Source organism: Achromobacter sp. 1011791174 (assembly GCF_059760925.1).
Map to the genome: position 1 here is coordinate 88,746 of NZ_JCBANH010000004.1, position 25,686 is coordinate 114,431.

At 68.0% G+C, this 25,686-nt stretch carries 23 protein-coding genes; 9 read left to right on the forward strand and 14 right to left on the reverse strand.

Annotated elements, in window-relative coordinates; genetic code table 11:
* Nucleotides 1–18 precede the first annotated feature (18 nt).
* The 3 genes from AC6LJ5_RS02675 to AC6LJ5_RS02685 are packed head-to-tail and all read left to right on the forward strand — an operon-like array spanning nt 19 to nt 3,311.
* The gene (locus AC6LJ5_RS02675; RefSeq protein WP_103273267.1) at nt 19–1,494 is read left to right on the forward strand and encodes an AMP-binding protein; all 1,476 of its coding nucleotides are present in this window, start codon (nt 19–21) and stop codon (nt 1,492–1,494) included.
* On the forward strand, nt 1,491–2,171 hold the full coding sequence (locus tag AC6LJ5_RS02680) for an alginate O-acetyltransferase AlgF (RefSeq protein WP_498139774.1): 681 nt from the start codon (nt 1,491–1,493) through the stop codon (nt 2,169–2,171). The genes AC6LJ5_RS02675 and AC6LJ5_RS02680 overlap by 4 nt, the downstream gene beginning before the upstream one ends.
* A 9-nt stretch (nt 2,172–2,180) precedes the next feature.
* Nucleotides 2,181–3,311: an acyl-CoA dehydrogenase family protein gene (locus AC6LJ5_RS02685; RefSeq protein ID WP_498139775.1), complete on the forward strand. Its 1,131-nt coding sequence runs from the start codon at nt 2,181–2,183 to the stop codon at nt 3,309–3,311.
* 21 nt (nt 3,312–3,332) lie between these two features.
* Here the strand turns inward: AC6LJ5_RS02685 and AC6LJ5_RS02690 are convergent, their stop codons facing one another.
* From AC6LJ5_RS02690 to AC6LJ5_RS02705, 4 genes are all read right to left on the reverse strand, one after another.
* Nucleotides 3,333–4,331: a DUF4434 domain-containing protein gene (locus AC6LJ5_RS02690; RefSeq protein ID WP_498139776.1), complete on the reverse strand. Its 999-nt coding sequence runs from the start codon at nt 4,329–4,331 to the stop codon at nt 3,333–3,335.
* Nucleotides 4,332–4,790 (reverse strand): YidB family protein, encoded by a 459-nt coding sequence (locus AC6LJ5_RS02695; RefSeq protein WP_498139787.1) that lies wholly within the window; start codon nt 4,788–4,790, stop codon nt 4,332–4,334.
* Between the two features lie 72 nt (nt 4,791–4,862).
* A complete protein-coding gene (locus AC6LJ5_RS02700; RefSeq protein WP_103273263.1) occupies nt 4,863–6,104 on the reverse strand; it encodes a lytic murein transglycosylase in 1,242 nt (413 codons plus the stop codon).
* A gap of 17 nt (nt 6,105–6,121) precedes the next feature.
* A complete protein-coding gene (locus AC6LJ5_RS02705; RefSeq protein ID WP_498139777.1) occupies nt 6,122–6,943 on the reverse strand; it encodes a ferritin-like domain-containing protein in 822 nt (273 codons plus the stop codon).
* A 113-nt stretch (nt 6,944–7,056) separates the two neighbouring features.
* On the opposite strand from AC6LJ5_RS02705, the gene AC6LJ5_RS02710 reads away from it, so the two are divergent.
* Nucleotides 7,057–8,205, forward strand: a complete 1,149-nt coding sequence (locus AC6LJ5_RS02710; RefSeq protein ID WP_498139778.1) for a GNAT family N-acetyltransferase — start codon at nt 7,057–7,059, stop codon at nt 8,203–8,205.
* A gap of 142 nt (nt 8,206–8,347) precedes the next feature.
* Here AC6LJ5_RS02710 and AC6LJ5_RS02715 read toward each other — a convergent pair whose 3' ends face one another.
* Nucleotides 8,348–8,818, reverse strand: a complete 471-nt coding sequence (locus AC6LJ5_RS02715) for a cyanophycin metabolism-associated DUF1854 family protein (RefSeq protein WP_498139779.1) — start codon at nt 8,816–8,818, stop codon at nt 8,348–8,350.
* Nucleotides 8,819–8,839: 21 nt separating this feature from the next.
* A complete protein-coding gene (locus AC6LJ5_RS02720; RefSeq protein WP_103273259.1) occupies nt 8,840–11,125 on the reverse strand; it encodes a cyanophycin metabolism-associated ABC transporter in 2,286 nt (761 codons plus the stop codon).
* Nucleotides 11,126–11,404: 279 nt separating this feature from the next.
* On the opposite strand from AC6LJ5_RS02720, the gene cphA (AC6LJ5_RS02725) reads away from it, so the two are divergent.
* The 5 genes from cphA (AC6LJ5_RS02725) (at nt 11,405) to AC6LJ5_RS02745 (ending at nt 18,052) form a co-directional block, all read left to right on the forward strand.
* Nucleotides 11,405–14,020, forward strand: coding sequence for a cyanophycin synthetase (cphA, locus tag AC6LJ5_RS02725; RefSeq protein ID WP_498139780.1), 2,616 nt, complete (start codon nt 11,405–11,407; stop codon nt 14,018–14,020).
* Between the two features lie 60 nt (nt 14,021–14,080).
* Nucleotides 14,081–16,651: a cyanophycin synthetase gene (gene cphA, locus AC6LJ5_RS02730; protein ID WP_103273257.1), complete on the forward strand. Its 2,571-nt coding sequence runs from the start codon at nt 14,081–14,083 to the stop codon at nt 16,649–16,651.
* Between the two features lie 584 nt (nt 16,652–17,235).
* Nucleotides 17,236–17,436 (forward strand): CsbD family protein, encoded by a 201-nt coding sequence (locus AC6LJ5_RS02735; RefSeq protein ID WP_103273256.1) that lies wholly within the window; start codon nt 17,236–17,238, stop codon nt 17,434–17,436.
* A 41-nt stretch (nt 17,437–17,477) separates the two neighbouring features.
* A complete protein-coding gene (locus tag AC6LJ5_RS02740; protein WP_103273255.1) occupies nt 17,478–17,642 on the forward strand; it encodes a DUF1328 domain-containing protein in 165 nt (54 codons plus the stop codon).
* A 68-nt stretch (nt 17,643–17,710) separates the two neighbouring features.
* Complete coding sequence (locus tag AC6LJ5_RS02745) at nt 17,711–18,052, forward strand: BON domain-containing protein (protein WP_103273254.1); 342 nt, start codon at nt 17,711–17,713, stop codon at nt 18,050–18,052.
* Between the two features lie 66 nt (nt 18,053–18,118).
* Here the strand turns inward: AC6LJ5_RS02745 and AC6LJ5_RS02750 are convergent, their stop codons facing one another.
* The 8 genes from AC6LJ5_RS02750 to AC6LJ5_RS02785 form a co-directional block, all read right to left on the reverse strand.
* The gene (locus AC6LJ5_RS02750) at nt 18,119–18,997 is read right to left on the reverse strand and encodes a PhzF family phenazine biosynthesis protein (RefSeq protein ID WP_498139781.1); all 879 of its coding nucleotides are present in this window, start codon (nt 18,995–18,997) and stop codon (nt 18,119–18,121) included.
* 91 nt (nt 18,998–19,088) lie between these two features.
* Nucleotides 19,089–20,486 carry a 4Fe-4S binding protein gene (locus AC6LJ5_RS02755; RefSeq protein ID WP_103273252.1) on the reverse strand — a complete coding sequence of 466 codons (1,398 nt, stop codon included), beginning with the start codon at nt 20,484–20,486 and terminating at the stop codon, nt 19,089–19,091.
* Nucleotides 20,487–20,527: 41 nt separating this feature from the next.
* Nucleotides 20,528–21,379 (reverse strand): FTR1 family iron permease, encoded by an 852-nt coding sequence (locus AC6LJ5_RS02760; protein WP_103273251.1) that lies wholly within the window; start codon nt 21,377–21,379, stop codon nt 20,528–20,530.
* A gap of 14 nt (nt 21,380–21,393) precedes the next feature.
* Nucleotides 21,394–21,732 (reverse strand): cupredoxin domain-containing protein, encoded by a 339-nt coding sequence (locus tag AC6LJ5_RS02765; RefSeq protein ID WP_103273250.1) that lies wholly within the window; start codon nt 21,730–21,732, stop codon nt 21,394–21,396.
* 2 nt (nt 21,733–21,734) lie between these two features.
* The gene (locus AC6LJ5_RS02770) at nt 21,735–22,271 is read right to left on the reverse strand and encodes an iron transporter (RefSeq protein ID WP_103273249.1); all 537 of its coding nucleotides are present in this window, start codon (nt 22,269–22,271) and stop codon (nt 21,735–21,737) included.
* A gap of 211 nt (nt 22,272–22,482) precedes the next feature.
* Nucleotides 22,483–23,046 carry a polyhydroxyalkanoate synthesis repressor PhaR gene (gene phaR / locus AC6LJ5_RS02775; protein WP_103273248.1) on the reverse strand — a complete coding sequence of 188 codons (564 nt, stop codon included), beginning with the start codon at nt 23,044–23,046 and terminating at the stop codon, nt 22,483–22,485.
* 118 nt (nt 23,047–23,164) lie between these two features.
* Nucleotides 23,165–23,902 (reverse strand): acetoacetyl-CoA reductase, encoded by a 738-nt coding sequence (gene phbB, locus AC6LJ5_RS02780; protein ID WP_103273247.1) that lies wholly within the window; start codon nt 23,900–23,902, stop codon nt 23,165–23,167.
* A gap of 80 nt (nt 23,903–23,982) precedes the next feature.
* Nucleotides 23,983–25,617, reverse strand: a complete 1,635-nt coding sequence (locus tag AC6LJ5_RS02785) for a PHA/PHB synthase family protein (protein WP_498139782.1) — start codon at nt 25,615–25,617, stop codon at nt 23,983–23,985.
* Between the last annotated feature and the right edge of the window lie 69 nt (nt 25,618–25,686).

Sequence of the window (25,686 nt, forward strand, 5' to 3'; positions counted from 1 at the left end):
GTTGCAAAGGAGCCGCGCATGCATTTCGATTTCAAGGCCTACGATTTCGCCGACACCGGCTCGGCGCGCGACGCAATCGCCGTGGTGGATGCCCGTGGCGTCCTGCGCTGGGATGCGCTGCAGGCGGCGGTCCAGGCCTGGGAACAGGCCGCGCTGAATGCCGGCGCCGTCGCCGGCGTGCCCATCGTGATCTCCGGCCACAAGGAAACCGCCTTCCTGGTCGCCATGCTGGGCTGCCTGCGGCTGCGCGTGCCCTTCGTGCCCGTCGACGTGATCAATCCGCCCGAACGCATCAAGCGCATCGGCGAGCTGGTTCGCGCCGGCCTGCGCTACGACGCGCAGGCCCAGGCCTTCGAGCCGGGCAGCGCCAGCCCCGCGCCGCTGCGCGAGGCCGGACTGGCCTACATCATGTTCACGTCCGGCAGCACCGGCGACCCCAAGGGCGTGCAGATCGGGCGCGAAAGCGTCACGCTGTTCGCGGGCTGGATCCGTGACTGCCTGAGCCTGGGCGCCGCGCCCGCGTTCATGGACCAGATGCTGTTCAGCTTCGATTTCTCGCTGTTCAACTGGGTCGGCGCGCTGGAACTGGGCGGCGCCTGCGTGCTGTGCCCGCGCGAGACCATCGCCGAGCGCGGCGCCTTCATGCAGTACCTGGCGGACACCGGCATCGCGGTCTGGGCGTCCACGCCGTCCTTCGTGCGGCAGCAGCTGTTCAACCCGGACTTCAACGGCGCCAGCCTGCCTGGCCTGCGCGTCTTCGTCTTCGGCGCCGAGTCGCTCTCGCCTGCGCTGGCCGAGGAACTGTGGCAGCGCTTCCCCGATGCGCGCATCATCAATTCCTACGGTCCGACCGAAGCCACCTGCTCGACCACCTGGGTCGAGATCGACGCGGCGCTGCGCCAGGCCGCGCCGAATCCCTTCCCCATCGGCCGCGCCAAGCCTTATGCCGACGTCTTCATCGACCAGGGCGAGATCTGCATCGCCGGCGACCATGTCATGCGCGGCTACCTGAACCGGCCGGACCTGAACGCCTCGCGCATGTTCACGCGCGGCGGCAAGCGCGGCTACCGCAGCGGCGACCTGGGCGAGATCGACGGCCAGGGCCTGATCACGTTCCGTGGCCGCATCGACGACCAGATCAAGCTGCACGGCTATCGCATCGAACTGGCCGAGATCGACGCCGCGATCGCGGCGCTGCCCGGCGTGCGCGCCGGCGCCACGGTGGCGCTGCGCCGGCCGGACGGCGCCATCGTCCGGTTGATCGGCTTCGTCGAGCCGGCGACGCCGGGAGCCGCCGGCCTGCAGCCGCTGCCCGAAGCGCTGGCGGCCTGGAAGGACACCCTGGGCCGTCGCCTGCCGCCCTACATGATCCCGTCGGAGCTGCTGTCCTGCAGCCCCTTCCCCACCACCAGCACGGACAAGGCCGACCGCAAGCAGCTGGAACGCCTGTACCTGGATGCGCGCCTGAGCAAGAAACCGGAGCCCAAAGCATGACCCCTCGTCTTTCCCCGACCCTGCTGGCGCTGGGCCTGGCGCTGGCCGCCGCCGGCGCGGCCCGCGCCGAAGGCGCCTTCGCCCAGCTGTACGCCGCCCGGCCGCCCGCCGGCTCGTCCTTCGTGCGCATCGTCAATCCCGAGAGCGCGCCCATGCGCGCCCAGGTCGCCGGCGGCCCGGCCCAGGACGTCGGCCCGTCCAAGCCCGCCACCACCTACGCCATCGTCAAGGGCGACCAGGAATTCAAGGTGCAGGTGGACGGCAAGCCCGCCGGCGCCTTGCAGGTGGCGCCAGACAGCTTCACCACCCTGGTCGCGCGCCGCGACGGCGGCAAGGTCACGCTGGCGCGCATCGACGACAGCGGCGGCGCGCAGGACGCGCTCAAGGCCGAGCTGCGCTTCTACAACCTGATCCCCGGCTGCGCCGGCGCGGCGCTCAAGGTCAGCCCGCAAGGCCCGACGCTGTTCGACGATATCAAACCGCAGACCGCCGCCGCGCGCGCCATCAATCCCGTGCGGGCTTCGCTGGCCGGCGCCTGCGGCGCGGCCGCCAGCGCCGAGCTGGCGCTGCCCGCGCTACAGCCCGGCGATCATTACAGCCTGTTCCTCGGCGGCACCGCCGCCGTGCCGACGTTGACGGGTCAAGTCAGCGCCACCGATCCCTACGGCAACAAGTAAGGAGGCGGCATGCGCCGCGTATTCCGAGACGACCACGAACTGTTCCGCGATCAGGTCCGCCGCTTCATTGCGCAGGAGATCGCGCCACACTATGCCGCCTGGGAAAAGGCCGGCGTCACGCCGGCTTCACTCTGGCGCCGCGCGGGCGAGGAAGGCCTGCTCAACTGCGCCCTGCCCGAGCCCTACGGCCTGGGCGGGGACTTCGGACACGCGGCGGTGGTGATCGAGGAACTGGCCCGCGCCAACTATCTGGGCATCGGCTTTTCCATCCATTCGGACATGGTGGCGCCCTACGTGGACGCCTTCGGCACCGAGGCGCAGAAAGCGCGCTGGCTGCCTGCCATGACGCGGGGCGAGCTGATCGGCGCGCTGGCGCTGACCGAGCCCGGCGCCGGCAGCGACCTGAAGGCGATCCGCAGCCGCGCCGTGCGCGACGGCGACCACTACGTGCTCAACGGCCAGAAGACCTTCATCACCAACGGCGTGAACGCCGGCCTGGCCATCGTGCTGGCCAGCACCGCGCCCGACCTGGGCGCGCGCGGCCTGTCGCTATTCTGCGTCGAGGCCGGACTGCCCGGCTACGCCAAGAGCGCGCCGCTGGACAAGATCGGCCAGCACAGCCAGGACACCTGCGAGCTGTTCTTCGACGACCTGCGCCTGCCCGCCGACTGCCTGCTGGGACAAGAAAACGCGGCCTTCGAATACCTGACGCGCGAACTGGCGCGCGAGCGCCTGGCCATCGCGCTGCGCGCGGCCGCCTCGCTGGAAGGCATGCTGGAGGAAACCGCTGAATACATCCGTGGCCGCAAGGTCTTCGGCCGCCGCGTCATCGACTACCAGAATTCGCGCTTCATCCTGGCCAACGCGCGCGCGCAAAGCGTCATGCTGCGCGTCTTCCTCGACGACTGCCTGGCGCAGTTGATGGCGGGCGAACTCGACGCCACCACCGCCGCCATCGCCAAGCTGAACGCCACCGAGATCCAGGGCAAGGCGCTGGACGAGCTGCTGCAGCTGTATGGCGGCTATGGCTACATGGCGGAATACGGCATCGGCCGCGCCTGGTCCGATGCGCGCGCGCTGCGACTGTTCGGCGGCACCAGCGAAATCATGCGGGAGATCATCGGCCGCGGCTTCGCCTGAAACCGCGACGGCCGACACGCATCAGGCGCGCGCCCGCATCCAGGCCTGCCGCAGCACGCGCGCATCAGGGCTGTCGCCGATGACCCAGGGATCCAGCGCGAAGGCCACGACGCGCTGCGCGCCGTAGCTGTCGGCGATCAGCCATTGCTTGCGCACCCGCTCGAAATCGGCCGAGCGCGCCTTGAAGGTGGACCCATCCGTGCTGCCCGAGGGCAGCTCCTCGAACAGTTCGATGACCAGATCGAACGGCGCATGGCGCGCCAACAGCAAACGGCGCAGCGGCTCCAGCGCCTTCAGGTTGTCCAGGCCCGCCACGCCCACGCCATCCTGGATCATGGGATGCACGCGCGCATGGTCCAGGATGCCGCGCCACAGCTGTTCCAGCGTGCCGCTGCCGCCCAGGCGGCTGAAATATGTCGAGATGCAGGGCGCGTGGCCGCTGTTGTCCAGGGCCGCGCGCGCAAAGGCGTCCAGCCACGGCCACAGCAGCGCCTGGCGGGACGCGGACGCCCAGTTGTACTGCTCCAGTTCATACGGCAGATACCAGCCGCGAAAATTGCGGCGCGCGGACCAGGGCGCGGTCCGCATGTAGGCCAGGCCCTGCTCGCGGGTGAGGTCCAGGTAGCGCGCCAGCGCCTCGTCATCGGGCGTGGCCAGCACGTTCCACCAGCGCTGGTCGTAGGGCAGTCCCACGTGCACGCCCATGCCGTGGTGCGCGGCCTCGTCGAAGATCTGGCCCAGCACGGCGTCGGGCGCCATCCAGTCGTCGGGCCTGCCGCCTTCCAGGCCGACCCATTGCAGGAAGATCTCGCGGCTGCCCAGGCGGCGGCAGGCGGCGATGCGCTCGGCCCACTGCGCGGGCGTCAGGTCCAGGTGGCTGCGCCACAGCTGCAGGAAGGTGCCTTGCACCGGCCGGCGCGGCGCGCAGGCCGACAGCGGCAACAACGCGCCCAGCGCCAGCGCCTGCAACAGGCGCCGGCGGCCGGGCGCGGCGGGAACGCAGCGCGGCCTCGGCGGCATTCAGCCGCGGTTGCCGAACAGGCCGGACAGGGAAGCCAGCAGGTCGGTCGGGTTGAACGACTGGCCGGGCTGCGCCGTGCCGTCGGGCGTGGCCTTGTCGACCAGTTGCGGCAGCATCGTCGACAGCGAGCCCAGCACGGAGCTGGCGTCCTGGCCGGTCTTGTCCGCCAGGCTCTGCACCACGCCGGGGTCCAGCACCGAGCCGAGCTGGTCGGCGCTGACGGGCAGGTTCTCGCCCTTGCCCACCCACGACGCCACGATCTCGCCCAGGCCGCCCTTCTGGAAGCTGGCGATCAGGCCGGACAGGCCGCCCGGGTACTGGTTCAGGTGTTCGATCAGGGCGGGCAGGAGCGAGGCGTTACCGCCCTGCTGCCCGTTGCCGCCGCCGGCCATCGAGGCCAAGGTATCCAATAGGCTCATCGCCGTGCTCCCGGAAAAAAGAGGGGAAAACCAGTATATGCCGTGGCTTGCGGGAATCCAGGGGCGCGGTGCGCGCGGAAACCTATATTTGCAAATCTTGTCCTTTGCCGCTCAGCCGGCGTCGCCGCGCAAGGCCCGCAACACCTTCTGGCCTGCCCGCCCATCGGCCGGCAGGCCCAGTTCGCGCTGCGCCTTCTGCAGCGCATTCCGGGTATGGGCGCCGATGAGGCCATCGGGCTCGCCAATGTCATAGCCGCGGGCAATCAGCAGAGTCTGCAATTCGCGCCGCTCGGCGCGCGACAGCCCCGGATCATCAGTCGGCCAGGCCTGGACCAGCGGGCCGCCGCCGCGCAGCCGGTCGGACAGGTGCGCGATCGCCAGCGCGTAGCTTTCGGCCGCGTTATAGGAATAGAGCGCGTCGAAGTTGCGCGTCACCAGGAATGCCGGGCCGCCGCGACCGGCGGGCAGCAGCAGCGCCGCCTGGGCATCGCTGGCGGGCAAGGGCCGGCCGTCGGCCCGCGTGATGCCCTGGCCGGCCCAGTGCGATAGGGCGCGCTTGTTCTTGCGTCCCGCGCCGGCGGCATTGAACCCCGCCGGCAGCCGGACCTCGTAACCCCAGGCCATGCCGCCATTCCAGCCCGCGTGCTTGAGGAAATTCGCGGTGGATGCGAGCGCGTCCGGCACGCTGTCTATCAGGTCTCGACGGCCGTCGCCGTCGCCGTCCACCGCCAACCGCAGATACGTCGACGGCATGAACTGGGTCTGGCCGAAAGCGCCGGCCCAGGAGCCCCGCAGCTTCTCGGGCGCGATGCCTTCGTCCTGGATGATCTTGAGCGTGGCGAAGAACTCGCCCCGGAAATACGCCTGCCGGCGGCCATAGCAGGACAGGGTCGACAGCGACACCAGCAGGGAACGCTCGCCCAGGGTCTGTCCGTAGTTGCTCTCCACGCCCCAGACGGCGGCGATGACCGCCGGATCCACGCCGTAGCGGGCCGAGGCGCGCTGCAGATCCGCCCGCCAGCGCTCCATGCCCGCCTGGCCATCGGTCACGCGCTCGTCATCGACCAGCGCCGCCATGTAGTCCCAGATGGGCGTGCGGAACTCGGGCTGGAAATCCAGCAGATCCAGCACGCTCATGTCGGGCGCCAGCGTCGCCGTGTGGGTATCGAAGGTGGCGGCCGACACGCCGGTTTTCAGCGCCGGCGCACGCAGCCGGGCCAGGCAGCCGTCGAAGCTGTCGGCCGCCACGGCGGGCATGGCGGGCAGCGAAGCGGCCAGCGCGGCGGCCAGCAGCAGCGCGCGGGATCGTGCGAAGCGCGACGGGATGGGGGTGACGGGATGGGCGGGTTTCATCCTGTTGGATCTCATGATTACAGGGTTGGAGAAGCGGCCTGCAAAGCCGCCAGTTCGGTTTCGTCGAAACCGGCGGCGCGGCGCGCTTCCAGATTGAACGGACCGCGCAGGCGAGGCGCGCCGTGCAATTGCGCCAGTTCCGCGTAGCAGGCCACGGGGTCCCTGCCCTGCTGCGCACACAGATGCTTGAACCAGCGGTTGCCGATCGCCACATGGCCGATCTCGTCGGCCAGGATGATATCCAACACTGCCGCGCTCTCGGCATCGCCGACGCTGTTCAATTTGTCGCGGATCATGGGCGAGGCATCCAGCCCGCGCGCCTCCAGCGTGCGCGGCACCAGCGCCAGCCGCGCCAGCAGGTCGCCACGGGTGCGCTCGGCCATGTCCCACAGGCCGTTGTGCGCGGGGAAATCGCCATAGACATGGCCCAGGCTGGCCAGGCGCTGGTTCAGCAGCTCGAAGTGATAGGCCTCTTCGCGCGCCACGCGCAGCCAGTCCAGGTAAAACGCCGCCGGCATGCCGGCGAAACGCCAGATGATGTCCAGCGCCAGGTTGACCGCGTTGAATTCGATATGCGCCAGCGCGTGCAGCAGCGCGGCGCGCCCTTCGGGCGAGGCCGGCGAGCGATGCCGCAGCTGCTGCGGCGACACCAGCCCGGGGCGCGCCGGCCGGCCCGGCAGCGCGCGGGTCGGTTCCAGGCGACGTTCCGTATCGACGATGGGCGCGTCGTCGATGGCGCGCACGGCGGCCAGCTTGCCGGCCCAGTCATCGACCGCCAGCGCGTGCAGGGCCTGGGCCCGCAGGCAGGCGACGCCCGGCGGGTGGGTATTGCTGTTCATATGCAGGATTCCAATGGCGGACGCCCGCTACGAGGCGTCCGCGACTGTCTCGGCCGCCGGCCTCTCGGGGCGGCGGCCTTGGGCCGCAACCTGGGAGACTTTATCATTGCCCCATGGATTCCTCGCCGCGCCTGACCATCGAAACCGACCTGTCCCGCATCGACGCCCGTCAATGGGACGCGCTGGCCGGCGACCAGCCCTTCCTGCGCCACGCCTTTTTGCGGGCAATGCACGAGACCGGCTGCGCCTCGCCACGGACCGGCTGGTCGCCGCACTACCTGGCGCTGTGGCGCGGCCAGACGCTGGCCGGCGCCGTGCCGCTGTACCTGAAATCTCACTCGCGCGGCGAGTACGTGTTCGACCATGCCTGGGCCGACGCCTTCGAGCGATACGGCTTGCGCTATTACCCCAAGCTGCTGTCGGCCATTCCCTTCACTCCCGTGACCGGCCCCCGCCTGCTGGCCGCCGGCCCGGACGAGCGCGCCGCGCTGGCGCGCGCGCTGATCGCCTTCGCCGAGGAAATCGGCGTGTCCTCGCTGCACCTGCTGTTCCCGTCCGATACCGACATGCGCGCGCTGCGCGAGGCCGGCTTCCTGGTCCGCGAAAGCGTGCAGTTCCATTGGCGCAATGCCGGCCATGCCGATTTCGACGCCTTCCTGGCCTCGATGAGCCACGACAAGCGCAAGAAGATCCGGCAGGACCGCAAGAAGGTCGCCGCCGCCGGCCTGCGCCACCGCTGGCTGCGCGGCGACGCCATCGGCGCGGACGAGCTGGATTTCTTCTACCAGTGCTACCGCGCCACCTACTTCCAGCACGGCAACCCGCCCTACCTGAGCGCGGACTTCTTCCACCGCGCCCACCGCGACCAGCCCGACGCCTTCGTGCTGATCCTGGCCGAACGCGACGGCGCGCCCGTGGCGGCGGCGCTGAACCTGGCCGGCGGCGACGCGCTGTACGGACGTTACTGGGGCGCCACGGAATACGTGCCGGGCCTGCATTTCGAGACCTGCTACATGCAGGCCATCGCCTACTGCATCGCGCACGGCTTCGCCCGCTTCGAAGGCGGCGCGCAAGGCGAACACAAGATGGCGCGCGGCCTGCTGCCCACCCCCACCTGGTCCGCCCACTGGGTCGCCGACCCGCGCTTCGCCGACGCGATCCAACGCTTCCTGGACGAGGAAACCACGGCGGTCGAGGGCTACCTGGACGAACTGGAAGCGCACACGCCGTTCAAGCAGAACACGCCCGATAGTGCTGGTTAAAAGTCCGCCCAGCAACTACCCCACGAAGCCAACACTCGCCGCATGAAGCAGGCCTCGCCCAAGCGGGGCCACGCGGAGCCGGCTTTGCCGGTCCACAGTGGCGCCCCCTTGAGGGGGAAGCGCGCAGCGCTTCGGGGGTGGGCTAGAGGAACCTATCCAGCAGCTTGCGGCTGTGCTTGTCCAGCGACATCAGGTCGCGGATCAGATAGAAGATGCCGTGGTTGTCGGCGATCAGCAGCGTCTGCGCGTTCAGGCGGCGGATGTCTTCCTCGCCGCGCAGCGTGAAGGCCGTCTCGCCCCGGTCGGTCTCGACCTTCCAGACGGTGGGGGTGGCGAAGGCCGACACGCTCTTGAGCTTGCGGATCTCCGGCATGAACTCGCGGCTGGCGAGTTCCTCTTCCACCAGCGCCCCGGCGTCGGCGGGCAGGTCCGCCAGTTGATCGATCCAGAGCAGTTCGTGGCCGTCGGCGGTCACCAGCGATAGGCCCCGGCCCGGCTGGCTGATGGGAAAGGCGCGCACGGGCAGCACGCCCTCGTGCGCCTGGCCGTCGGCGCCCTGGAACACCAGGCGGCCGAAGGCATTGCGGCGCAATTGGAATGTGGGAAGCGTCATGGCTGGGTTTCCGTTTCCGCGTCAGGCCACGGCGGCCATGTCGTCGCTGCCCGGCGCCTGGGCGTCGGCCTCGGCCTGGCGGGCCTGCGCCTGATAAAGGCGGTAGTACGCGCCTTCCTTGGCCATCAGTTCCTCGTGCGGCCCCTGCTCGACGATCTGGCCTCGGTCCAGCACCACCAGCCGGTCGGCCTTGCGCAGCGTGCTCAGGCGGTGGGCGATGGCGATGGTGGTGCGTCCGCGCACCAGGTTGTCCAGCGCTTTCTGGATTTCCTTTTCGGTGGTGGTGTCCACCGAGGACGTGGCTTCGTCCAGGATCAGGATGCGCGGATCGATCAGCAGCGCGCGCGCGATCGAGATGCGCTGGCGTTCGCCGCCGGACAAGGCCTGACCGCGCTCGCCGACCAGCGAGTCGTAGCCATGCGGCAGCCGCAGGATGAACTCATGCGCGTGCGCGGCGCGCGCGGCCGCGACGATTTCCTCGCGCGTGGCCTCCGGCTTGCCGTAGGCGATGTTCTCGGCGATGGTGCCGAAGAACAGGAACGGTTCCTGCAGCACCAGGCCGATGTTGCGGCGGTACTCGGACACGCGCAGCGAGCGGATGTCGGCGCCATCCACCATCACCGCGCCCTCGGACACGTCGTAGAAGCGGCAGATCAGGTTGATCAGCGTGCTCTTGCCCGAGCCGCTGTGGCCGACCAGGCCGATCATCTCGCCCGGCGCGATGTTCAGGTTCAGACCGCGGATGACCTGCCGGTTGCCGTAGCGGAAACCCACCTCGCGCAATTCGATGCGGCCGTTGATCTGCGGCAGCTTGGCCGGATTCTGCGGTTCGGGCACGCTGGAAACGTGATCCAGGATGTCGAAGATGCGCTTGGCGCCGGCGGCGGCCTTCTGCGTCACCGACACGATCCGGCTCATGGAATCCAGGCGCGTGTAGAAGCGGCCGATATAGGCCAGGAAGGCCGCCAGCACGCCCACCGTGATCTGCTTCTGCGAGACCTGCCAGATGCCGAAGATCCACACCACCAGCAGGCCGACCTCGGTCAGCAGCGTGACCGTGGGCGAGAACAGCGACCAGACCGTGTTGACGCGGTCATTGACTTCCAGGTTGCGGTTGTTGGCTTCGCGGAAACGGGCGACCTCGCGCTTTTCCTGGGCGAAGGCCTTGACCACGCGGATCCCCGGGATGGTGTCGGCCAGCACGTTGGTGATTTCCGACCAGATGCGATCGACCTTCTCGAAGCCATGCCGCAGCCGGTCGCGCACGGCGTGGATCATCCAGATGATGAAGGGCAGCGGCACCAACGTCACCAGCGCCAGCCAGGGGTTGATCGACACCAGGATGACCGCCGTCATGACGATCATCAGGATGTCATTGGCGAAGTCGAGCAGGTGCAGCGACAGGAACACGCAGATGCGGTCGGTCTCGCTGCCGATGCGCGAGATCAGGTCGCCGGTGCGCTTGCCGCCGAAGTATTCCAGCGACAGCTTCTGCAGGTGTTCGTAGGTGGTGGTGCGCAGGTCCGCGCCGATCCGCTCGCTGACCCAGGCCAGGATGAAGGTGCGGGCCCAGCCCAGGCCCCACGCCAGGACAGCCGAGGCCAGCAGGCCGCCCAGGTAGAGGCGGACCTTGTCGTAGTCGATGGGCGCGCCGTTCTGGAACGGGATCAGCACATCGTCCATCAGCGGCATGGTCAGGTACGGCGGCACCATCGCGGCGGCCGTGCCCAGCAACGTCAGCAGGAAGCCGGACAGCAGCGCCAGCCGGTACGGCTTGGCGAAGCGCCACAGCCGCAGCAGCGCCCAGGTCGATGACGGCGCCGCCTGCTCGCGATGGCAGACCGGGCATTCCTCGGCGTCTTCGGGAATCGGGTTGTGGCAGATGATGCAGGCGCGATCGCCGTCATGTTGCGGCGGCTGGCCAGACAGGCGGATGGCCTGCTGCGCCTCGAACTGCGCCAGCAGGCGCAGCGCCGGCGGGTTGCAGGCCAGCGTGAAGCGCCAGATGCCCAGGCGCGCGCTGTCGTCGTGCAATTCCATGACCGCCGCGCCGGCATGGTCGGCCAGCGTCAGGGACAATTGGGGACCGTACGCCCAGGACTCCCAGCCGCTGTCGTCGGCCTTGCGCGCCAAAAGGCGCTTGTCCGTGGCCGCCACCAGGCCAGGATGGAACTTCAGCCGCTGGTCCAGGTCTATCTCGACCCAGGCCAGCAGGGTTTCGCCATCGGTCAGTTCGGCGCGGATTTCATCCCGCCAGCGGGCAGGAAAGGCATCGGCAAGGCCTGAATGCAGGTTTGGTTTTTTCATTGGTACGCATACCGGGGCCCAGACACTGCCCTAGACACTGCCATGCAAGGTGGCAAAGCTGTTTTCCGCCAAGGGCCGAAAACGTGTCCTTTCCTTACAACAAATCGAGTTCCCGCCCTTGAAGGCGTCGTATAGTATCAGCCGATTTTTCTAATTAGGAATATCTCTGGGATCCCCCACTTGTTGGCATTATTCTTTAAGCGCAACCCCAATCAAATTCGCGGTCATATGCATAGGGGCTTCCGCGCGTGCCAACCTGCATCTCGAGCAAATTAAAACATGAAAAAGAAAGACATTGAATTTCTCGATGTCGTGGCTTTGCGCGGCCCGAACATTTGGACCTACCGTCCGGTCCTGGAAGCCTGGGTGGACATCGGCGAGCTGGAAGACTACCCGTCGAACACGATCCCCGGATTCTACGAACGCCTGACCGAATGGCTGCCGACCCTGATCGAGCACCGTTGCAGCCCGGGGGTGCGGGGCGGCTTCCTGATGCGACTGAAGGAAGGCACCTGGCCCGGCCACATTCTTGAACATGTCACCCTGGAACTGCAGAACCTCGCCGGCCTGCGCGGCGGTTTCGGCAAGGCCCGGGAAACCTCCACCCGCGGCGTCTACAAGGTCGTGGTGCGCGCCTGGCAGGAACAGGTCACCCGCGCCGCGCTGGAAGAAGCCCGCAACCTGGTCATGGCCGGCATCGAGGACCGCCCGTTCGACGTGCCCGCCGCCGTGGCGCGCCTGCGCACGCTGATCGACCGCCACTGCCTGGGCCCCAGCACGGCCTGCATCGTGGACGCGGCCGACGACCGCGACATTCCCTACATCCGCCTGTTCGAGGGCAACCTTGTGCAGTTCGGCTACGGCTCGCGCCAGCGCCGCATCTGGACCGCCGAGACCGACCGCACCAGCGCCATCGCCGAGGGCATCTCGCGCGACAAGGACCTGACCAAGGAACTGCTGTCCACCTGCGGCGTGCCGGTGCCGGAAGGCCGCCTGGTCGACAGCCCCGAGGACGCCTGGGACGCGGCCGAGGACATCGGCCTGCCGGTGGTGGTCAAGCCCTATGACGGCAACCACGGCCGCGGCGTATTCACCAACCTGACCACGCGCGAGGAAGTGCTGTCGGCCTACGCCGTCGCGGTCGAGGAAGGCAGCGGCGTCATCGTCGAGCGCTTCGTGCTGGGCAACGAGCACCGCCTGCTGGTCGTGGGCGACCGCATGGTGGCCGCCGCCGCCGGCGAGCCGGCCTGGGTCACGGGCGACGGCAAGTCCTCCATCACCGAGCTGATCGACAACCAGATCAATACCGACCCGCGCCGCGGCCGCACCGAGAATCACCCGCTGAACCCGGTGCGCCTGGATTCCGCCGCGCGCCTGGAGATCGCCCGCCAGGGCATGGACGCCGACAGCGTGCCCGCCGACGGCCAGCGCGTGCTGGTGCAGCGCAGCGGCAACGTGGCGTTCGACGTGACCGACAAGGTCCACCCCAGCGTCGCCGCGACCGTGACGCTGGCCGCCCGCATCGTCGGCCTGGACATCGCCGGCGTGGACCTGGTGGCCGAGGACATCTCGCGGCCGCTGGACGAGCAGCGCGGCGCCATCGTCGAAGTCAACGCCGGCCCCGGCCTGCTGATGCACCTGAAGCCGGCCGACGGCACGCCCCGCCCCGTGGGCCGGGCCATCGTCGACCACCTGTTCCCCGAAGGCGACGCCGGCCGCATCCCCATCGTCGGCGTCACCGGCACCAACGGCAAGACCGTGGTCGCGCGCCTGATCGCGCGCCTGCTGTACCTGTCGGGCAAGCGCACCGGCCTGGCCTGCAGCGAGGGCCTGTACCTGGACCGCCGCCTGGTGCAGAAGGGCGACCGCGCCGACTTCGCCTCGGGCACGCGCGTCCTGATGAACCGCAACGTCGACGCCGCCGTCATCGAGAACGACAGCAGCGTGATCCTGGGCCAGGGCCTGGCCTACGACCGCTGCCAGGTCGGCGTGGTCACCAACATCGACGACGCCGACCACCTCGGCGATTTCGACATCAATGACGCCGAACGCATGTTCAACGTCTTCCGCACGCAGGTGGACGTGGTGCTGCCCGGCGGCTACACGGTGCTGAACGCGCGCGATCCGCGCGTGGTCGAAATGGCCGAGCTGTCCGACGGCGCCGTGATCTTCTTCGGCATCGACCCCGCCCTGCCCGCCATCGCCGCTCACCTGCAGCAGGATGGCCGCGCCGTGTTCGTGCGCGACGGCGCCATCGTGCTGGCGCAGGGCCCGCGCCAGGAACGCCTGGCCGACGTGGCCGCGATCCCGCTGACCCACGGCGGCCGCGTGGCCTTCCAGGTCGAGAACGTGCTGGCCGCCGTCGGCGCGGCCTGGGCACTGGACATTCCGGTGGAGCTGATCCGCGCCGGCATCGAGACCTTCGACATCGATCAGGCCGACGCGCCCTGGCAGTTCACGCTGTTCGAGCGCGGCGGCAGCACGGTCGTGGTCGACGACGCGCACAACGCCTCGGCGCTGCGCCCGCTGATCGCCGCCATCGACCAATTCCCCGCCACCGCGCGCTGCGCCGTCTACTCGGCCGGCGCCGACCGCCGCGACGCCGACCTGATCGAACAGGGCAAGCTGCTGGGCGACGCCTTCGACCGCGTGGTGCTGTACGACGACGCCACGGTGCGCAGCAAGCGTCCCGAAGGCCAGGCGCGCGCGCTGCTGCGCCAGGGCCTGGCGCAAGGCAGCCGCGTCAAGCACATCGAGGACGAACCCGACCACGGCAAGGCCATCGCCGGCGCGCTGGACGCCATCGCCACCGGCGACTTCGTCCTGCTGCAGTCGGACGAAGCCTTCTCCGGCCCCACCATCGATCTGGTCCGCCGCTGGATCCAGCAACACTGACACCACCCCGGCGCGCCCTGATCGGGGCGCGCCTGAGCCAGACAGACAGGAATACCTGCCATGGAAGTTTCCCGCATCCGAGCGCTGCGCGGCCCCAATCTGTGGAGCAAGAACACGGCGATCGAGGCCATCGTGTCCTGCGCCGACGCCGAGTGCTCCATCGACAACCTCCCCGACTTCGAGGCGCGGCTGCGCGCCCGCCTGCCGCAGACCGGCCTGCTGCGCCCCGAGGGCCACCAGGGCGCCGTCTCCATCGCCCACGTGCTGCAGATCGTCTCGCTGACCATGCAGGCCCACGCCGGCTGCCCGGTCACGTTCGGTCGCACCTCGACCACGATCGAACCGGGTGTGTTCCAGGTGGTGGTCGAGTACAGCGAGGAAGAAGTCGGCCGCCTGGCGATGGAGCTCGCCCAGCAGCTGGTGCGCGCCGCGCTGGACGACACGCCCTTCGACCTGCCCGACGCCCTCAAGCGCCTGCGCGAGCTGGACGAGGACGTGCGCCTGGGCCCGAGCACCGGCTCCATCGTCAACGCCGCCACCGCGCGCGGCATTCCCTACCGCCGCCTGACGCAGGGCAGCATGGTGCAGTTCGGCTGGGGCAGCAAGCAGCGCCGCATCCAGGCCGCCGAGACCGACCTGACCAGCGCCATCTCCGAATCGATCGCGCAGGACAAGGACCTGACCAAGATGCTGCTGGACGCGGCCGGCGTGCCGGTGCCGCTGGGCCGCTCGGTCACCTCCGCCGAAGCAGCCTGGGAAGCCGCCCAGGAACTGGGCGGCCCGGTCGTGGTCAAGCCGCGCGACGGCAGCCAGGGTCGTGGCGTGGCCGTCAACATCGAGACGCGCGAACGCGTGATCCAGGCCTTCGAAGTGGCCGAGGAAATCAGCTCGGAAGTCATCGTCGAGCGCTACATCCCCGGCCATGACTTCCGCCTGCTGGTGGTGGGCGGCAACCTGGTCGCGGCCTCGCGCCGCGATCCGCCGCAGGTCACCGGCGACGGCCGCCACACCATCCGCCAGCTGGTCGAGCAGGTCAACGCCGACCCGCTGCGCGGCGACGGCCACGCCACCTCGCTGACCAAGATCCGCTTCGACGACATCGCCCTGGCCACGCTGAAGAAACAGGGCTATGACGCCGATTCCGTGCCGCCCCCGGGCACGCTGATCTTCCTGCGCAACAACGCCAACCTGAGCACTGGCGGCTCGGCCACCGACGTGACCGACGAGGTCCATCCCGAGATGGCCGCGCGCGCCGTGTCGGCCGCCCGAATGATCGGCCTGGACATCTGCGGCGTGGACATCGTCGCCGAGAGCGTGCTGTATCCGCTGGAGGAACAACACGGCGGCGTGGTGGAAGTCAATGCCGCGCCCGGCCTGCGCATGCACCTGAATCCGTCCTTCGGCAAGGGCCGCAATGTGGGCGAGGCCATCATCGCCAACATGTACGCCGACGGCGAAGACGGCCGCATCCCGGTCGTGGCGGTGGCCGGCACCAACGGCAAGACCACCACCGTGCGCCTGACCGCGCATCTGCTGGGCGCCGCCGGCCACCGCGTCGGCATGACCAATTCCGACGGCGTGTACGTCGACAACCTGCGCATCGACACGGGCGACTGCAGCGGCCCGCGCAGCGCCCGCAGCGTGCTCATGCACCCCGACGTGGACGCGGCCGTGTTCGAGACCGCGCGCGGCGGCATCCTGCGCGAAGGCCTGGCGTTCGACCGCTGCAACGTGGCCATCGTCACCAACATCGGCATGGGCGACCACCTGGGCCTGGGCTACATCAGCACGGTCGAGGACTTGGCCGTGGTCAAGCGCGTCATCGTCCAGCACGTGCATCCGTCGGGCATGGCGGTGCTGAACGCCGCCGATCCCATCGTCGCCGAGATGGCCGCCAGCTGCCCCGGCTCGATCACCTATTTCGCCGAGGACCGCAACCATCCCATCATGGCCACGCATCGCGCCCAGGGCCTGCGCGTGGTCTATCGCGACGGCGACAGCATCGTCGCGGCCCAAGGCGCGGAGGAAACCCGCTTCCCGCTGGCCGAGATCCCGCTCACCCGCAACGGCACCATCGTCTTCCAGGTCGAGAACGCGATGGCTTCCATCGCCGCGGCCTGGGGGCTGAACCTGGACTGGAGCATCGTGCGCCGCGGGCTGGCCAGCTTCGTCAACGACGCCCAGACCGCGCCGGGCCGCTTCAACGTGTTCGACTATCGCGGCGCGACGGTCATCGCCGACTACGGCCACAACCCCGACGCCATCCTGGCGCTGGTGCGCGCCGTGGACGCCATGCCCGCCAAGCGGCGCTCGGTGGTGATCAGCGGCGCCGGCGACCGCCGCGACGAGGACATCCGCATGCAGACCGAGATCCTGGGCGAAGCCTTCGACGACGTGCTGCTCTACCAGGACCAGTGCCAGCGCGGCCGCGCCGACGGCGAAGTGGTGGCGCTGCTGCGCCAGGGCCTGGTCAACGCCACCCGCGCCAAGCAGGTCGACGAGATCTACGGCGAGTTCCTGGCCATCGACACGGCGCTGGCGCGCCTGCAGGCCGGCGACCTGTGCCTGATCCTGGTCGACCAGGTCGAGGAAGCGCTGGAGCACATCGCCAAGCGCATCCGGGAAGCCTGATTCCGGTCCGGAGCCGGCGATAAGCGAACGGGGCGCTTGCCGAGCGCCCCGTTCGCTTTTTATCGCTGCCCGGACCTAGCCGTAGGCGCGGACCACGTCCGCCTGCGCCTGGAAGCGGTCCGTGCCCGCGCAGCCCGCCGTCGCCAGGACCGCCAGCGCCAGCATCAGCGCGGCGCAGATTCGTTTCGGCATGCTTGACTCCTTGCTCATTGCCGCCGACATCCGGCGGCCTCCCGGACGAAGATACCAGCGCGCTCGTCCGCCGCCAATCGCACGCGGCGCGCAGCCGGACATGCGCTGGCGGCGCGCGCGAAAACGCCCTCAGATCCCGTTACCTGCCCCGCTCAAAACGGGACAAGACGTTGCTCAAATGTAACTCCCTCTCTGGGCGCAGGCTTGCCTTCACCCGGTCGGAAACGCGGGGATTTGTCCCCATCACCACCGTTACATTTGCCCACAGCCAGGTTTGACAGCCCTTCCGGCCGGCACGTACGGTGGAGCCATGCTGATCAGCGTCCTACTCAACCGCGAACACAGCGCTTACGGCCATAAGCCGACATTCGCACACACGCAGAGAGGTACTTATGAACAACGACATCATCGCTGGCAAGTGGAAGCAACTGACGGGCAAGGCCAAGGCCGCCTGGGGTGAACTCACCGACGACGAGCTGACCCGCAGCGAGGGCAACGCCGAACGCCTGGCGGGCCTGATCCAGGAACGCTATGGCAAGACCAAGGAACAGGCGCAGAAGGAAGTCCGCGACTTCTTCGACCAGAATCGCTGAACCACGCCTGATTCCGTTAACGACCACCGGGAGAAGCTGACATGCTGCACTACGCCGTGGTTTTCTTCGTGATCGCGATCATCGCCGCGATCCTGGGCTTCGGCGGCATCGCCGGCGCCGCCGTGGGCATCGCCAAGATCCTGTTCTTCGTCTTTCTCGTCCTGGCGCTGCTGTCCCTGCTGGGCGGCAGTTTCCGCAAAAAATAACGGCGACAAGCCGTCACAGCCATCGCGTCCACGACGCGCCGAATTCTAACCAACCAGGAGCACTATCTATGGAAATCCGCAAGCTGATCGCCGCCGCCGCACTGGGCACGGGCGCCGTCTTCACTTCCATGGCTTACGCCGCCGACGCCGACAACAAGCCCAAGCAGTCCGTGGGCGAGTACGCGTCCGACGCGACCGTGACCACCAAGGTCAAGGCCGCCTTCGTGGCCGACAAGCAGCTCAGCGCGTTGGACATCGCGGTTGAAACCAACAACGGCGTCGCCACGCTGACCGGCACGGTGGGCACCGCCGCCGAAGCCGACCACGCCGCCAAGGTCACCCGCGGCATCGAAGGCGTCAAGCAGGTGATGAACAACATCAAGGTGGATCCCGCCAAGAACAAGAAGTAGGCCGGATCTCATGCGCCTGAAGGCGCCCGTGCCACGGCACGGGCGCTTTTTTTTGCGCGACCGATGTCAGAGCGTGATGACGCCGCGCCCGATATCGAGCGCGCGGCCGCCCACCTGGATGCGGCCGTCGGCCGACACATCCAGCAGCAGACGGCTGGGCCGGCCGATCTGCGCGCCCTGGCGCACCACGAGACTGGCCGGCAAGGCGTGGCCCTGCGCCTGCAGCCAGCCCCCCAGGTTGGCGCAGGCCGAGCCGGTGGCCGCGTCCTCGTCCACGCCGCCGCCGGCCTTGGCGAAGAAATAGCGCGCCTCGACCACCTGCCGGCCGGCTTCGACCGCGCCTTCGTCGAAAGCGAACAGATACGTGGTCTTGCGTCCCAGGCTGCTTTCCTGCCAGCGGTCCAGTTGCGAGCTGTCCGGCAGCGCGCGACGCACCGCGTCCACGCTGCGCAGCGGCACCAGCAGCTGGTCCGCGCCGGTATCGATCCAGATGGGATCGCCCAGCAGGTCATCCTCGTTCAGGCCGACCAGGCTGGCGATCTCGGCGCGGCCCAGCGCTGGCGCGGCGGTGCCGACGCCGTTCGGGCAAGGCGCGGTGAAGGTCCAGGCATCGCCCTTCGCCGTCACCGGCACCACGCCCGCCTTGAACTCCAGGGTCAGCGCATCCCCGGTCTTCAGCAGGTCGCGCACCACCTGCGCGGTGCCCAGCGTGGGGTGGCCGGCGAACTTCATTTCGTAGCCGGGCGTGAAGATGCGCACGCGCGCATCCGCCTGCTCGGACGGCAGGATGAAGGTGGTTTCGGACAGATTGAACTGCGCGGCCAGCTGCAGCATGACGGCGTCGTCCAGGCCGCGCGCGTCCTCGAACACACAGAGCTGGTTGCCGCTGAAGGCGGAGTCGTTGGTGGCGAAGACGTTGAGCAGGCGGAAGGCGTAATCGGTCATGGCGGGCGGGCGCGAGAGTCTCTGGGTTGGGCCGCGGACACGGCCGGGCCCAACACTTTATCTCAAAGCGCCGCCGCCTTCGCCGCCTGGTTCACCAGATGGCGAAGAACAGCACCCAGGACCAGCAGAACGGCGCCAGGCCAGCCGCCAGCACCAGCCACGCCAATACTTTGCGCGGCACGCCGCCGGGCCTTGCGGCCAACAGCCGCGCGAACAGACGCAGCGTCCACAGCACCGCCAGCGTCAGCAGCGTGAAGCGCACCGGCGCGGCCCAGCCCGCCTGCACGCCTTCATGCTTGAGCAGGTTGACCGTGGTGGCCGACAGGCCCAGGAACACGCCGATGCCGGCGGACGGAATCAAGGCCTGCGCCAGCTTGTGCAGGCCGGGCCGGCCCCAGCGCGTGGCGGCCGCGCCGGGCACGGCCGGCGCCGGCGCGATGCGATCGGCGATCCACAGCGACAGATAGGCCGCGCCGCCGACGCAGATCGTGGCGCCGACCACGAACATCAGGATGCCGGCGCCGTCCAGCCAGGAAAAGCTGTCGTTGACCTCGGGATAGTGCGTGAGGATGAACCAGGGCGCGTTGTCCAGCAGCGGCCACATGATGTCGTGCTCGACCAGCCAGGTCGCGGCCCATTGCTTGGCGCTCACATACCAGGGGCTGGCGCTCCACAGGAAGGCGCCGATGGCGATGCCCATCAGACCGAAGCACAGCAACGCGGTCTGCCAGGGTTCGCCTTCGGTGACGTGGACGATCTCGGCTTCCGGCGAGCGCGGCGTCAGCGCAATGGCGCCGCGGTAGCCGCTGCAGCGGCCACAGACATGGCAGTCGCCCGCGCCCTTCATGTGGCGCAGGGGCACGAGCGGCGCACAGTTGATGGGCTCGATGCGGATCACCGGATGACGCCACTTTTCTTCGTCGACCTTGAAGTGCCAGGGCGCGAGCTTGGCCAGCAGGTTGAATACGCCGTTGACCGGGCACAGGTACTTGCACCAGACGCGCTTGTTGCGACCGTACAGATAGCCCACGATCATGGCGGCCACGGTGGACCCGCCCAGCACCGCCAGCACCGCCAGCGGGTATTGGTAGACGCTGACCAGCTGGCCATAGACCGTGGTGAGCGCGAAGGCGACGAAGGGCCAGCCGCCCCAGCGCATCCACTTCGGGATGGCCTTGCCGCGCCCGCGCTCGCTGGCCCATTCGGTCAGCATGCCTTCCGGACAGAGCCAGCCGCACCAGGCGCGCCCGAGGATGGGCATGGACACCAGCACGAACGGCCACCACACGCCCCAGAACGCGAACTGCGCGACGATGGTCAGGTTATTGACGACCGAGGCCGAATTGTCCGGCAGCGGCAGCACCGCCGGCACGATCAGCAGGAAAGCGTATATCGCGACAATGCCCCACTGCAGCTTGCGCAACAGGGGGGCATGGTCACGGAGAAAATCGGCGATACGGGAGGTCGCCCTCCCGAGTGCTGCGGCCATATCTAAACCTTCATGTGTCTGTCATCCGCCGACGTGCCGGATCAGGACGCGCTGCGAGCCGCCGACGGCGCCGGGGCGGGCTTGGCGCCGGCCCAGCGCAACAGCGCCCAGACCAGGATCCAGTACGCCACCCAGACAAGCACCGAGATCAGGGCCGGCATGGCGCGGTAGCCGGCGAAATCCGCCAGGATCTTGCCCAGGCCGGTGCTGTCGCTCAACAGCGCCGAGGTGTCCCAGACCGGATCGACGATGGCCGGGACCACGTCCAGCGAGATCAGCCGGTCGAGCCCGCCGACCAGCAGGGCGCCGGCCAGCAGCAGCAACAGGATCTCGGTGACGCGGAAAAAGCGGCGCCAGGTGATCAGCTTGCCGCCCAGCTGCAGCAGCCAGAAGGTCAGCAGCGCGGCGATGAAACCGCCCACGCCGGCCAGGGCCAGCTTGATCATGTCGCCGCCGCCCTCGCCCGCCGACACGGTGCCGTACAGGAAGACCACGGTCTCGCTGCCCTCGCGGGCCACGGCGATCGCCACCAGCAGGAACAGGCCCCACCAGTTGTCATTGGCCACCGAGGTGCGCGCGCCGCCTTCAAGCTCGCTCTTGAGCGTGCGGCCGTGCTTCTTCATCCAGATGACCATCTGCACCACCAGCGCGCAGGCGGCCAGCGACATGATGCCCTGGAACCATTCCTGGCCCTCGTCGCTGAGCCAGGACGAGATGCCCAGCAGCACCAGCGCCAGCGCCACGGCCAGCGCCGCGCCGGCGGCGACGCCGCCCCACAGGTAGGCCAGGCCGCGCTTGCCTTGCGGCGCGGCGCGCAGCCAGGTGTACAGGATGCCCACCACCAGCAGGGCTTCGACGCTTTCGCGCCAGACGATAAAGAGGACCTGTTCCATGTCTTGCTACCGACCTATTCCTTGGGCTTGACCACCAAGGTGCCTTTCACGTTCTGGTGAAAGTCATCGAAAAACGGATACTCGCCGGGACGGGAGATCGTGATCACCACGAAGGATTTCACGCCCGGGCCCAGCACTTTTTCCTTGCGCAGCGGGATGCTCTCGAATTCCACCGGCTCGTTGCTCTCGTTGATGAGTTCGATCTTGAAGCGCCCCGCCGGAACTTCCAGCGTGGCGGGCTCGAACGTGCCGTTCGGCTTGAAGGTCAAGGTGAACGTGGGCAGCTCGTCGGCCGCCGCCGGCGCGGCGGCGCCGATCAGGGCCGCCGCGATGACGCTGAGCAGGCGACGCACGATCAGTAGCCGCCCTTCTTGCCGGTGCCGGCGTAGACGAATTCATATTCCAGGTCGATCGGCTCGAACCACGGGCCCACGCCCGTTTCCTTGTCGACATGGCGGCCGAAGTGATTCATCTTGTTGGCGGTCGGCGGCAGGATCGAGTACTTCAGCTTGTACTTGCCCGGGCCTTCGAGCTTGATGTTCTCGCCGTAGTGCGGGCCGTCGTTGGCGACCATGGGCATGAAGGTGCCCTTCTGCACGTTCTGGCTGCCGACCTTCTGGATCTCGTAGTTCACGACCAGGTAGGGCACCCACTCGCCTTCCGGAAAGCCGGTCTTGTTGTCCGCGGTGGCGTGGATGTCGGCTTCGAGGTGCACGTCGGAATCCTTGGCCGGACGCATCATGCCGGGAGGGTCCATTTCGATCGGCTGCAGGTACACCGCGCCGATTTCCATGCCGCCCTTCTGTACCGGCTTGCCGATGGGGTATTCGGCCGCCTGCGCGGCAGACACGCTCAAACCGACAATGGCCAGCGCCAAGGCTTTCTTGATCATGTGCATATTCCTCGATACATGGATGAAACGATGGTTCTTAAAACATAAACAAGAACCGTTTTCATTAATGTAACCAAAGAATCTGACATCTCCCTGAACCGGAACCGCCGGAAACAGGCGGACGATTGCGCCGGATCAAGCCCGCAAAAAAGCCGGCGCACCGCGCCGGCTTCGTTCCCGGACCGCCGCGACGGCGGCCGGCCTTGCCTGCCTACTTGCGTCCGCCCGGGTTCCCGCCCGGCGTGAACGGGAAGGTCGAGAACATGGCGCGGGTCTGGTCCTGCATCTGGTCCTGCATCTGCACGAACAGGTTCTTGCTCTGGTCGATGTAGTTGTTCATCATGTTCTGCAGCATGGGCGTCTGCACGTTCATGAACTGCGTCCAGGCCTCCGGGCCGAACTGGCTGCCATACAGGCCCTTGGACTGCTCGGCCATGCGCTGCTGGATTTCCATGAAGGCCTGGATATTCTTCTCCAGGTAAGAGCCCATGATGCCCTGCATGGCGTGACCATAGAAGCGGATGATCTGCGACAGCATGTTCGACGAGAACATGGGCATGCCGCCGCTCTCTTCTTCCAGGATGATCTGAAGCAGGATGCTGCGGGTCAGGTCTTCGGAACTCTTGGCGTCGACGACCTGGAACTCCTCGTTGGCCAGAACCAGTTGCTTGACATCGGCCAAGGTGATGTAGGTGCTGGTCCGGGTGTCGTACAGACGACGGTTGGGATATTTTTTAATCAGGCGCAGGCTGGCGCCGGTTTGTGCTTGCGTCATGTGTTTGTCCCCGGATCGGGCGATCTCTCAGGCTTTGGATAGGTCAAGTGTAATGCCGGGCGGCCTTCTCCCCGAAGCCGCCCGGCGCCAGGGCCGCCAACCGGCGGCCCCACATGCGTCAGCCCATGTGCAGGCCGCCGTTGAGCGAGAAGTCCGCGCCCGTCGAAAAGCCGGATTCATCCGACGCCAGCCACGCCGTGATCGACGCGATTTCCTCCGGCGTGCCCAGGCGGCGCACCGGGATGGTGGCGACGATCTTCTCCAGCACGTCGGGGCGGATCGCGCGGACCATGTCCGTGCCGATATAGCCCGGCGAGATCGTGTTGACCGTCACGCCCTTGCTGGCGACTTCCTGCGCCAGCGCCATCGTGAAGCCATGGATGCCGGCCTTGGCCGTGGAGTAGTTGGTCTGGCCGAACTGGCCCTTCTGGCCATTCACCGAGCTGATGTTGATGATGCGCCCCCACTGCTTCTCGACCATGCCGTCGATGACCTGCTTGGTCACGTTGAACAGGCTGTTGAGGTTGGTGTCGATCACCGTGCGCCAGTCGTCCGCGCTCATCTTGCGGAACAGGCCGTCGCGGGTGATGCCCGCATTGTTGACCAGCACGTCCACCTGGCCGAGTTCGGCCGTGACCTTCTCGAACGCCTTCACGGTGGAGTCCCAATCGGAGACGTTGCCCACCGAGGCATGGAACGTATAGCCTTGCGCGGCCTGTTCATCCAGCCATTGCTGGTAATTCCGGCTGGGGCCGCAACCCGCCACGACGCGAAAGCCTTCCTTGGCCAAGCGCTGGCAAATAGAGGTGCCGATTCCGCCCATCCCGCCTGTTACGTAAGCCAGTTTCCCGCTCATACTTCCTCCTGTGTGCGACGGACGATTCGTTTGATTGACTGCTTTTGCTCATCTGCTCCGGACCAGCCGCGAACGCGGCCTCAGGCGGCCCGGACCTTCACGTACCTGCCAGGCGCCGGCTCGATCGACCGATGGCTGGCATTGCCCAATTTGACGCGCGCCTTGACCTGCTTGCCCGAATGGCCGGCCAGCCAGGCGCTCCAGTCCGGCCACCAGCTGCCCGGCTGCTCGACGGTCTGCGCCAGCCAGGCGTTGGGATCGCCGGGCAAGGGGTTGCCCGGCCCGCCATCGCGCTCCATGACCCAGTAGCTGCGGCGCTTCTTCGCGGGCGGATTGACCACGCCGGCGATGTGTCCCGACGCGCCCAGCACGAAGCGCTGCGGTCCGCGCAGCAGCTGCGTGGACGCGTAGGCCGCCGTCCAGGGCACGATATGGTCCTCGCGCGAACCGAATATGTAGGCCGGCATGGTCAGCCGCGTCAGGTCCAGCGGCAGGCCCGCGGCCTGCGCCCGGCCCGGCACCTTGAGATTGTTTTCCAGGTAGGTGTTGCGGAAGTACCAGGAAAAGAACGGCCCGGGCAGGTTGGTGCTGTCGCCGTTCCAGAAGAGCAGGTCGAACGCCGGCGGCTTCTGGCCCTTGAGATAGTTGCCCACCACGTAGTTCCAGACCAGCTCGTTGGGCCGCAGGAACGAGAACGTGGTGGCCAGGTCGCGGCCCGGCATCAGTCCGCCGCTGCCGAACTGGTGGTCGCGCAGCAGCGCGTGCGCCTCGTCGACGAAGACCTTGAGCACGCCGGTATCGTGGAAATCGAGCAGCGTGGTCAGCAGCGTGAGCGAGGCCACCGGGTGCTCGCCGCGCGCCTCGGCCAGGGCCAGCGCGGAAGCCAGCATCGTGCCGCCCACGCAGAAGCCCAGGGCGTTGACCTTGGGCTGCTTGGTGATGTCGCTGGCCACGCGCAGCGCTTGCAGCACCGCGTCGTCCAGGTAGTCGGACCAGGTGGCGCGATCGATGCCGTCGGTATCGCTGGACACCGGGTTGCGCCAGGAAACCAGGAACACCGTATAACCCTGCTCCACCGCGTGCCGGACGAAGGAATTCTCGGGCTGCAGGTCCAGGATGTAGAACTTGTTGATGTTCGGCGGCACGATCACCAGCGGACGCTCGTGCACGGTCGCGGTCAGGGGGGCGTACTGGATCAGCTGGATCAGCCGGTTCTCGAACACCACTTCGCCCGGCGTCACGGCCACGTTGCGGCCGATCTCGAACTGCGATTCGTCGGTCTGGGTGATGCGCCCTTTCTTGACGTCGCCCAGCAGGTTGGCCACGCCTTCGGTCAGCGCGCGGCCGGCGCTTTCCACGATGGACTGCTGTGCATCGGGATTGAGCGCCAGGAAGTTGGACGGCGACAGCGCGTCGACCCATTGCATGACGGAAAAGCGCAGGCGCTCGCGCAGCGGTTCGCTGACCTGCGCCGCATCGACCAGGCGCGACATGGCGCGGGCCGACAGCAGGTAGGCATGCGCCATCAGCAGGTGCGAGCCTTGGGCGGCCCAGGCCGGACCCGCGAAGCGCCGGTCGGACGGCGGCGGCAGCGCGCCTTGCCGGGCGTCATCGCACAGGCGCTGCCATTCGCGGGAAAACTCGGCCTGAATGTCGGCCAGAACGTCCGGTGCCACGCTCACCGGAATGGGTCCTGCGGAGAGATTGGCGTTCACTTCGACACCTTGTTATCGACACTGCGCGATTGATGTTGCATGCGGGGTCCGGGACTGTCAATGCGGGAA

Bases quoted from the DNA above. Each gene is read 5' to 3' on its own strand.
- AC6LJ5_RS02675 (WP_103273267.1), top strand. From the start codon at position 19: ATGCATTTCGATTTCAAGGCCTACGATTTCGCCGACACCGGCTCGGCG.
- AC6LJ5_RS02680 (WP_498139774.1), top strand. From the start codon at position 1,491: ATGACCCCTCGTCTTTCCCCGACCCTGCTGGCGCTGGGCCTGGCGCTG.
- AC6LJ5_RS02685 (WP_498139775.1), top strand. From the start codon at position 2,181: ATGCGCCGCGTATTCCGAGACGACCACGAACTGTTCCGCGATCAGGTC.
- AC6LJ5_RS02690 (WP_498139776.1), bottom strand. From the start codon at position 4,331: ATGCCGCCGAGGCCGCGCTGCGTTCCCGCCGCGCCCGGCCGCCGGCGC.
- AC6LJ5_RS02700 (WP_103273263.1), bottom strand. From the start codon at position 6,104: ATGAAACCCGCCCATCCCGTCACCCCCATCCCGTCGCGCTTCGCACGA.
- AC6LJ5_RS02705 (WP_498139777.1), bottom strand. From the start codon at position 6,943: ATGAACAGCAATACCCACCCGCCGGGCGTCGCCTGCCTGCGGGCCCAG.
- AC6LJ5_RS02710 (WP_498139778.1), top strand. From the start codon at position 7,057: ATGGATTCCTCGCCGCGCCTGACCATCGAAACCGACCTGTCCCGCATC.
- AC6LJ5_RS02715 (WP_498139779.1), bottom strand. From the start codon at position 8,818: ATGACGCTTCCCACATTCCAATTGCGCCGCAATGCCTTCGGCCGCCTG.
- AC6LJ5_RS02720 (WP_103273259.1), bottom strand. From the start codon at position 11,125: ATGAAAAAACCAAACCTGCATTCAGGCCTTGCCGATGCCTTTCCTGCC.
- cphA (WP_498139780.1), top strand. From the start codon at position 11,405: ATGAAAAAGAAAGACATTGAATTTCTCGATGTCGTGGCTTTGCGCGGC.
- cphA (WP_103273257.1), top strand. From the start codon at position 14,081: ATGGAAGTTTCCCGCATCCGAGCGCTGCGCGGCCCCAATCTGTGGAGC.
- AC6LJ5_RS02735 (WP_103273256.1), top strand. From the start codon at position 17,236: ATGAACAACGACATCATCGCTGGCAAGTGGAAGCAACTGACGGGCAAG.
- AC6LJ5_RS02740 (WP_103273255.1), top strand. From the start codon at position 17,478: ATGCTGCACTACGCCGTGGTTTTCTTCGTGATCGCGATCATCGCCGCG.
- AC6LJ5_RS02745 (WP_103273254.1), top strand. From the start codon at position 17,711: ATGGAAATCCGCAAGCTGATCGCCGCCGCCGCACTGGGCACGGGCGCC.
- AC6LJ5_RS02750 (WP_498139781.1), bottom strand. From the start codon at position 18,997: ATGACCGATTACGCCTTCCGCCTGCTCAACGTCTTCGCCACCAACGAC.
- AC6LJ5_RS02755 (WP_103273252.1), bottom strand. From the start codon at position 20,486: ATGGCCGCAGCACTCGGGAGGGCGACCTCCCGTATCGCCGATTTTCTC.
- AC6LJ5_RS02760 (WP_103273251.1), bottom strand. From the start codon at position 21,379: ATGGAACAGGTCCTCTTTATCGTCTGGCGCGAAAGCGTCGAAGCCCTG.
- AC6LJ5_RS02770 (WP_103273249.1), bottom strand. From the start codon at position 22,271: ATGATCAAGAAAGCCTTGGCGCTGGCCATTGTCGGTTTGAGCGTGTCT.
- phaR (WP_103273248.1), bottom strand. From the start codon at position 23,046: ATGACGCAAGCACAAACCGGCGCCAGCCTGCGCCTGATTAAAAAATAT.
- phbB (WP_103273247.1), bottom strand. From the start codon at position 23,902: ATGAGCGGGAAACTGGCTTACGTAACAGGCGGGATGGGCGGAATCGGC.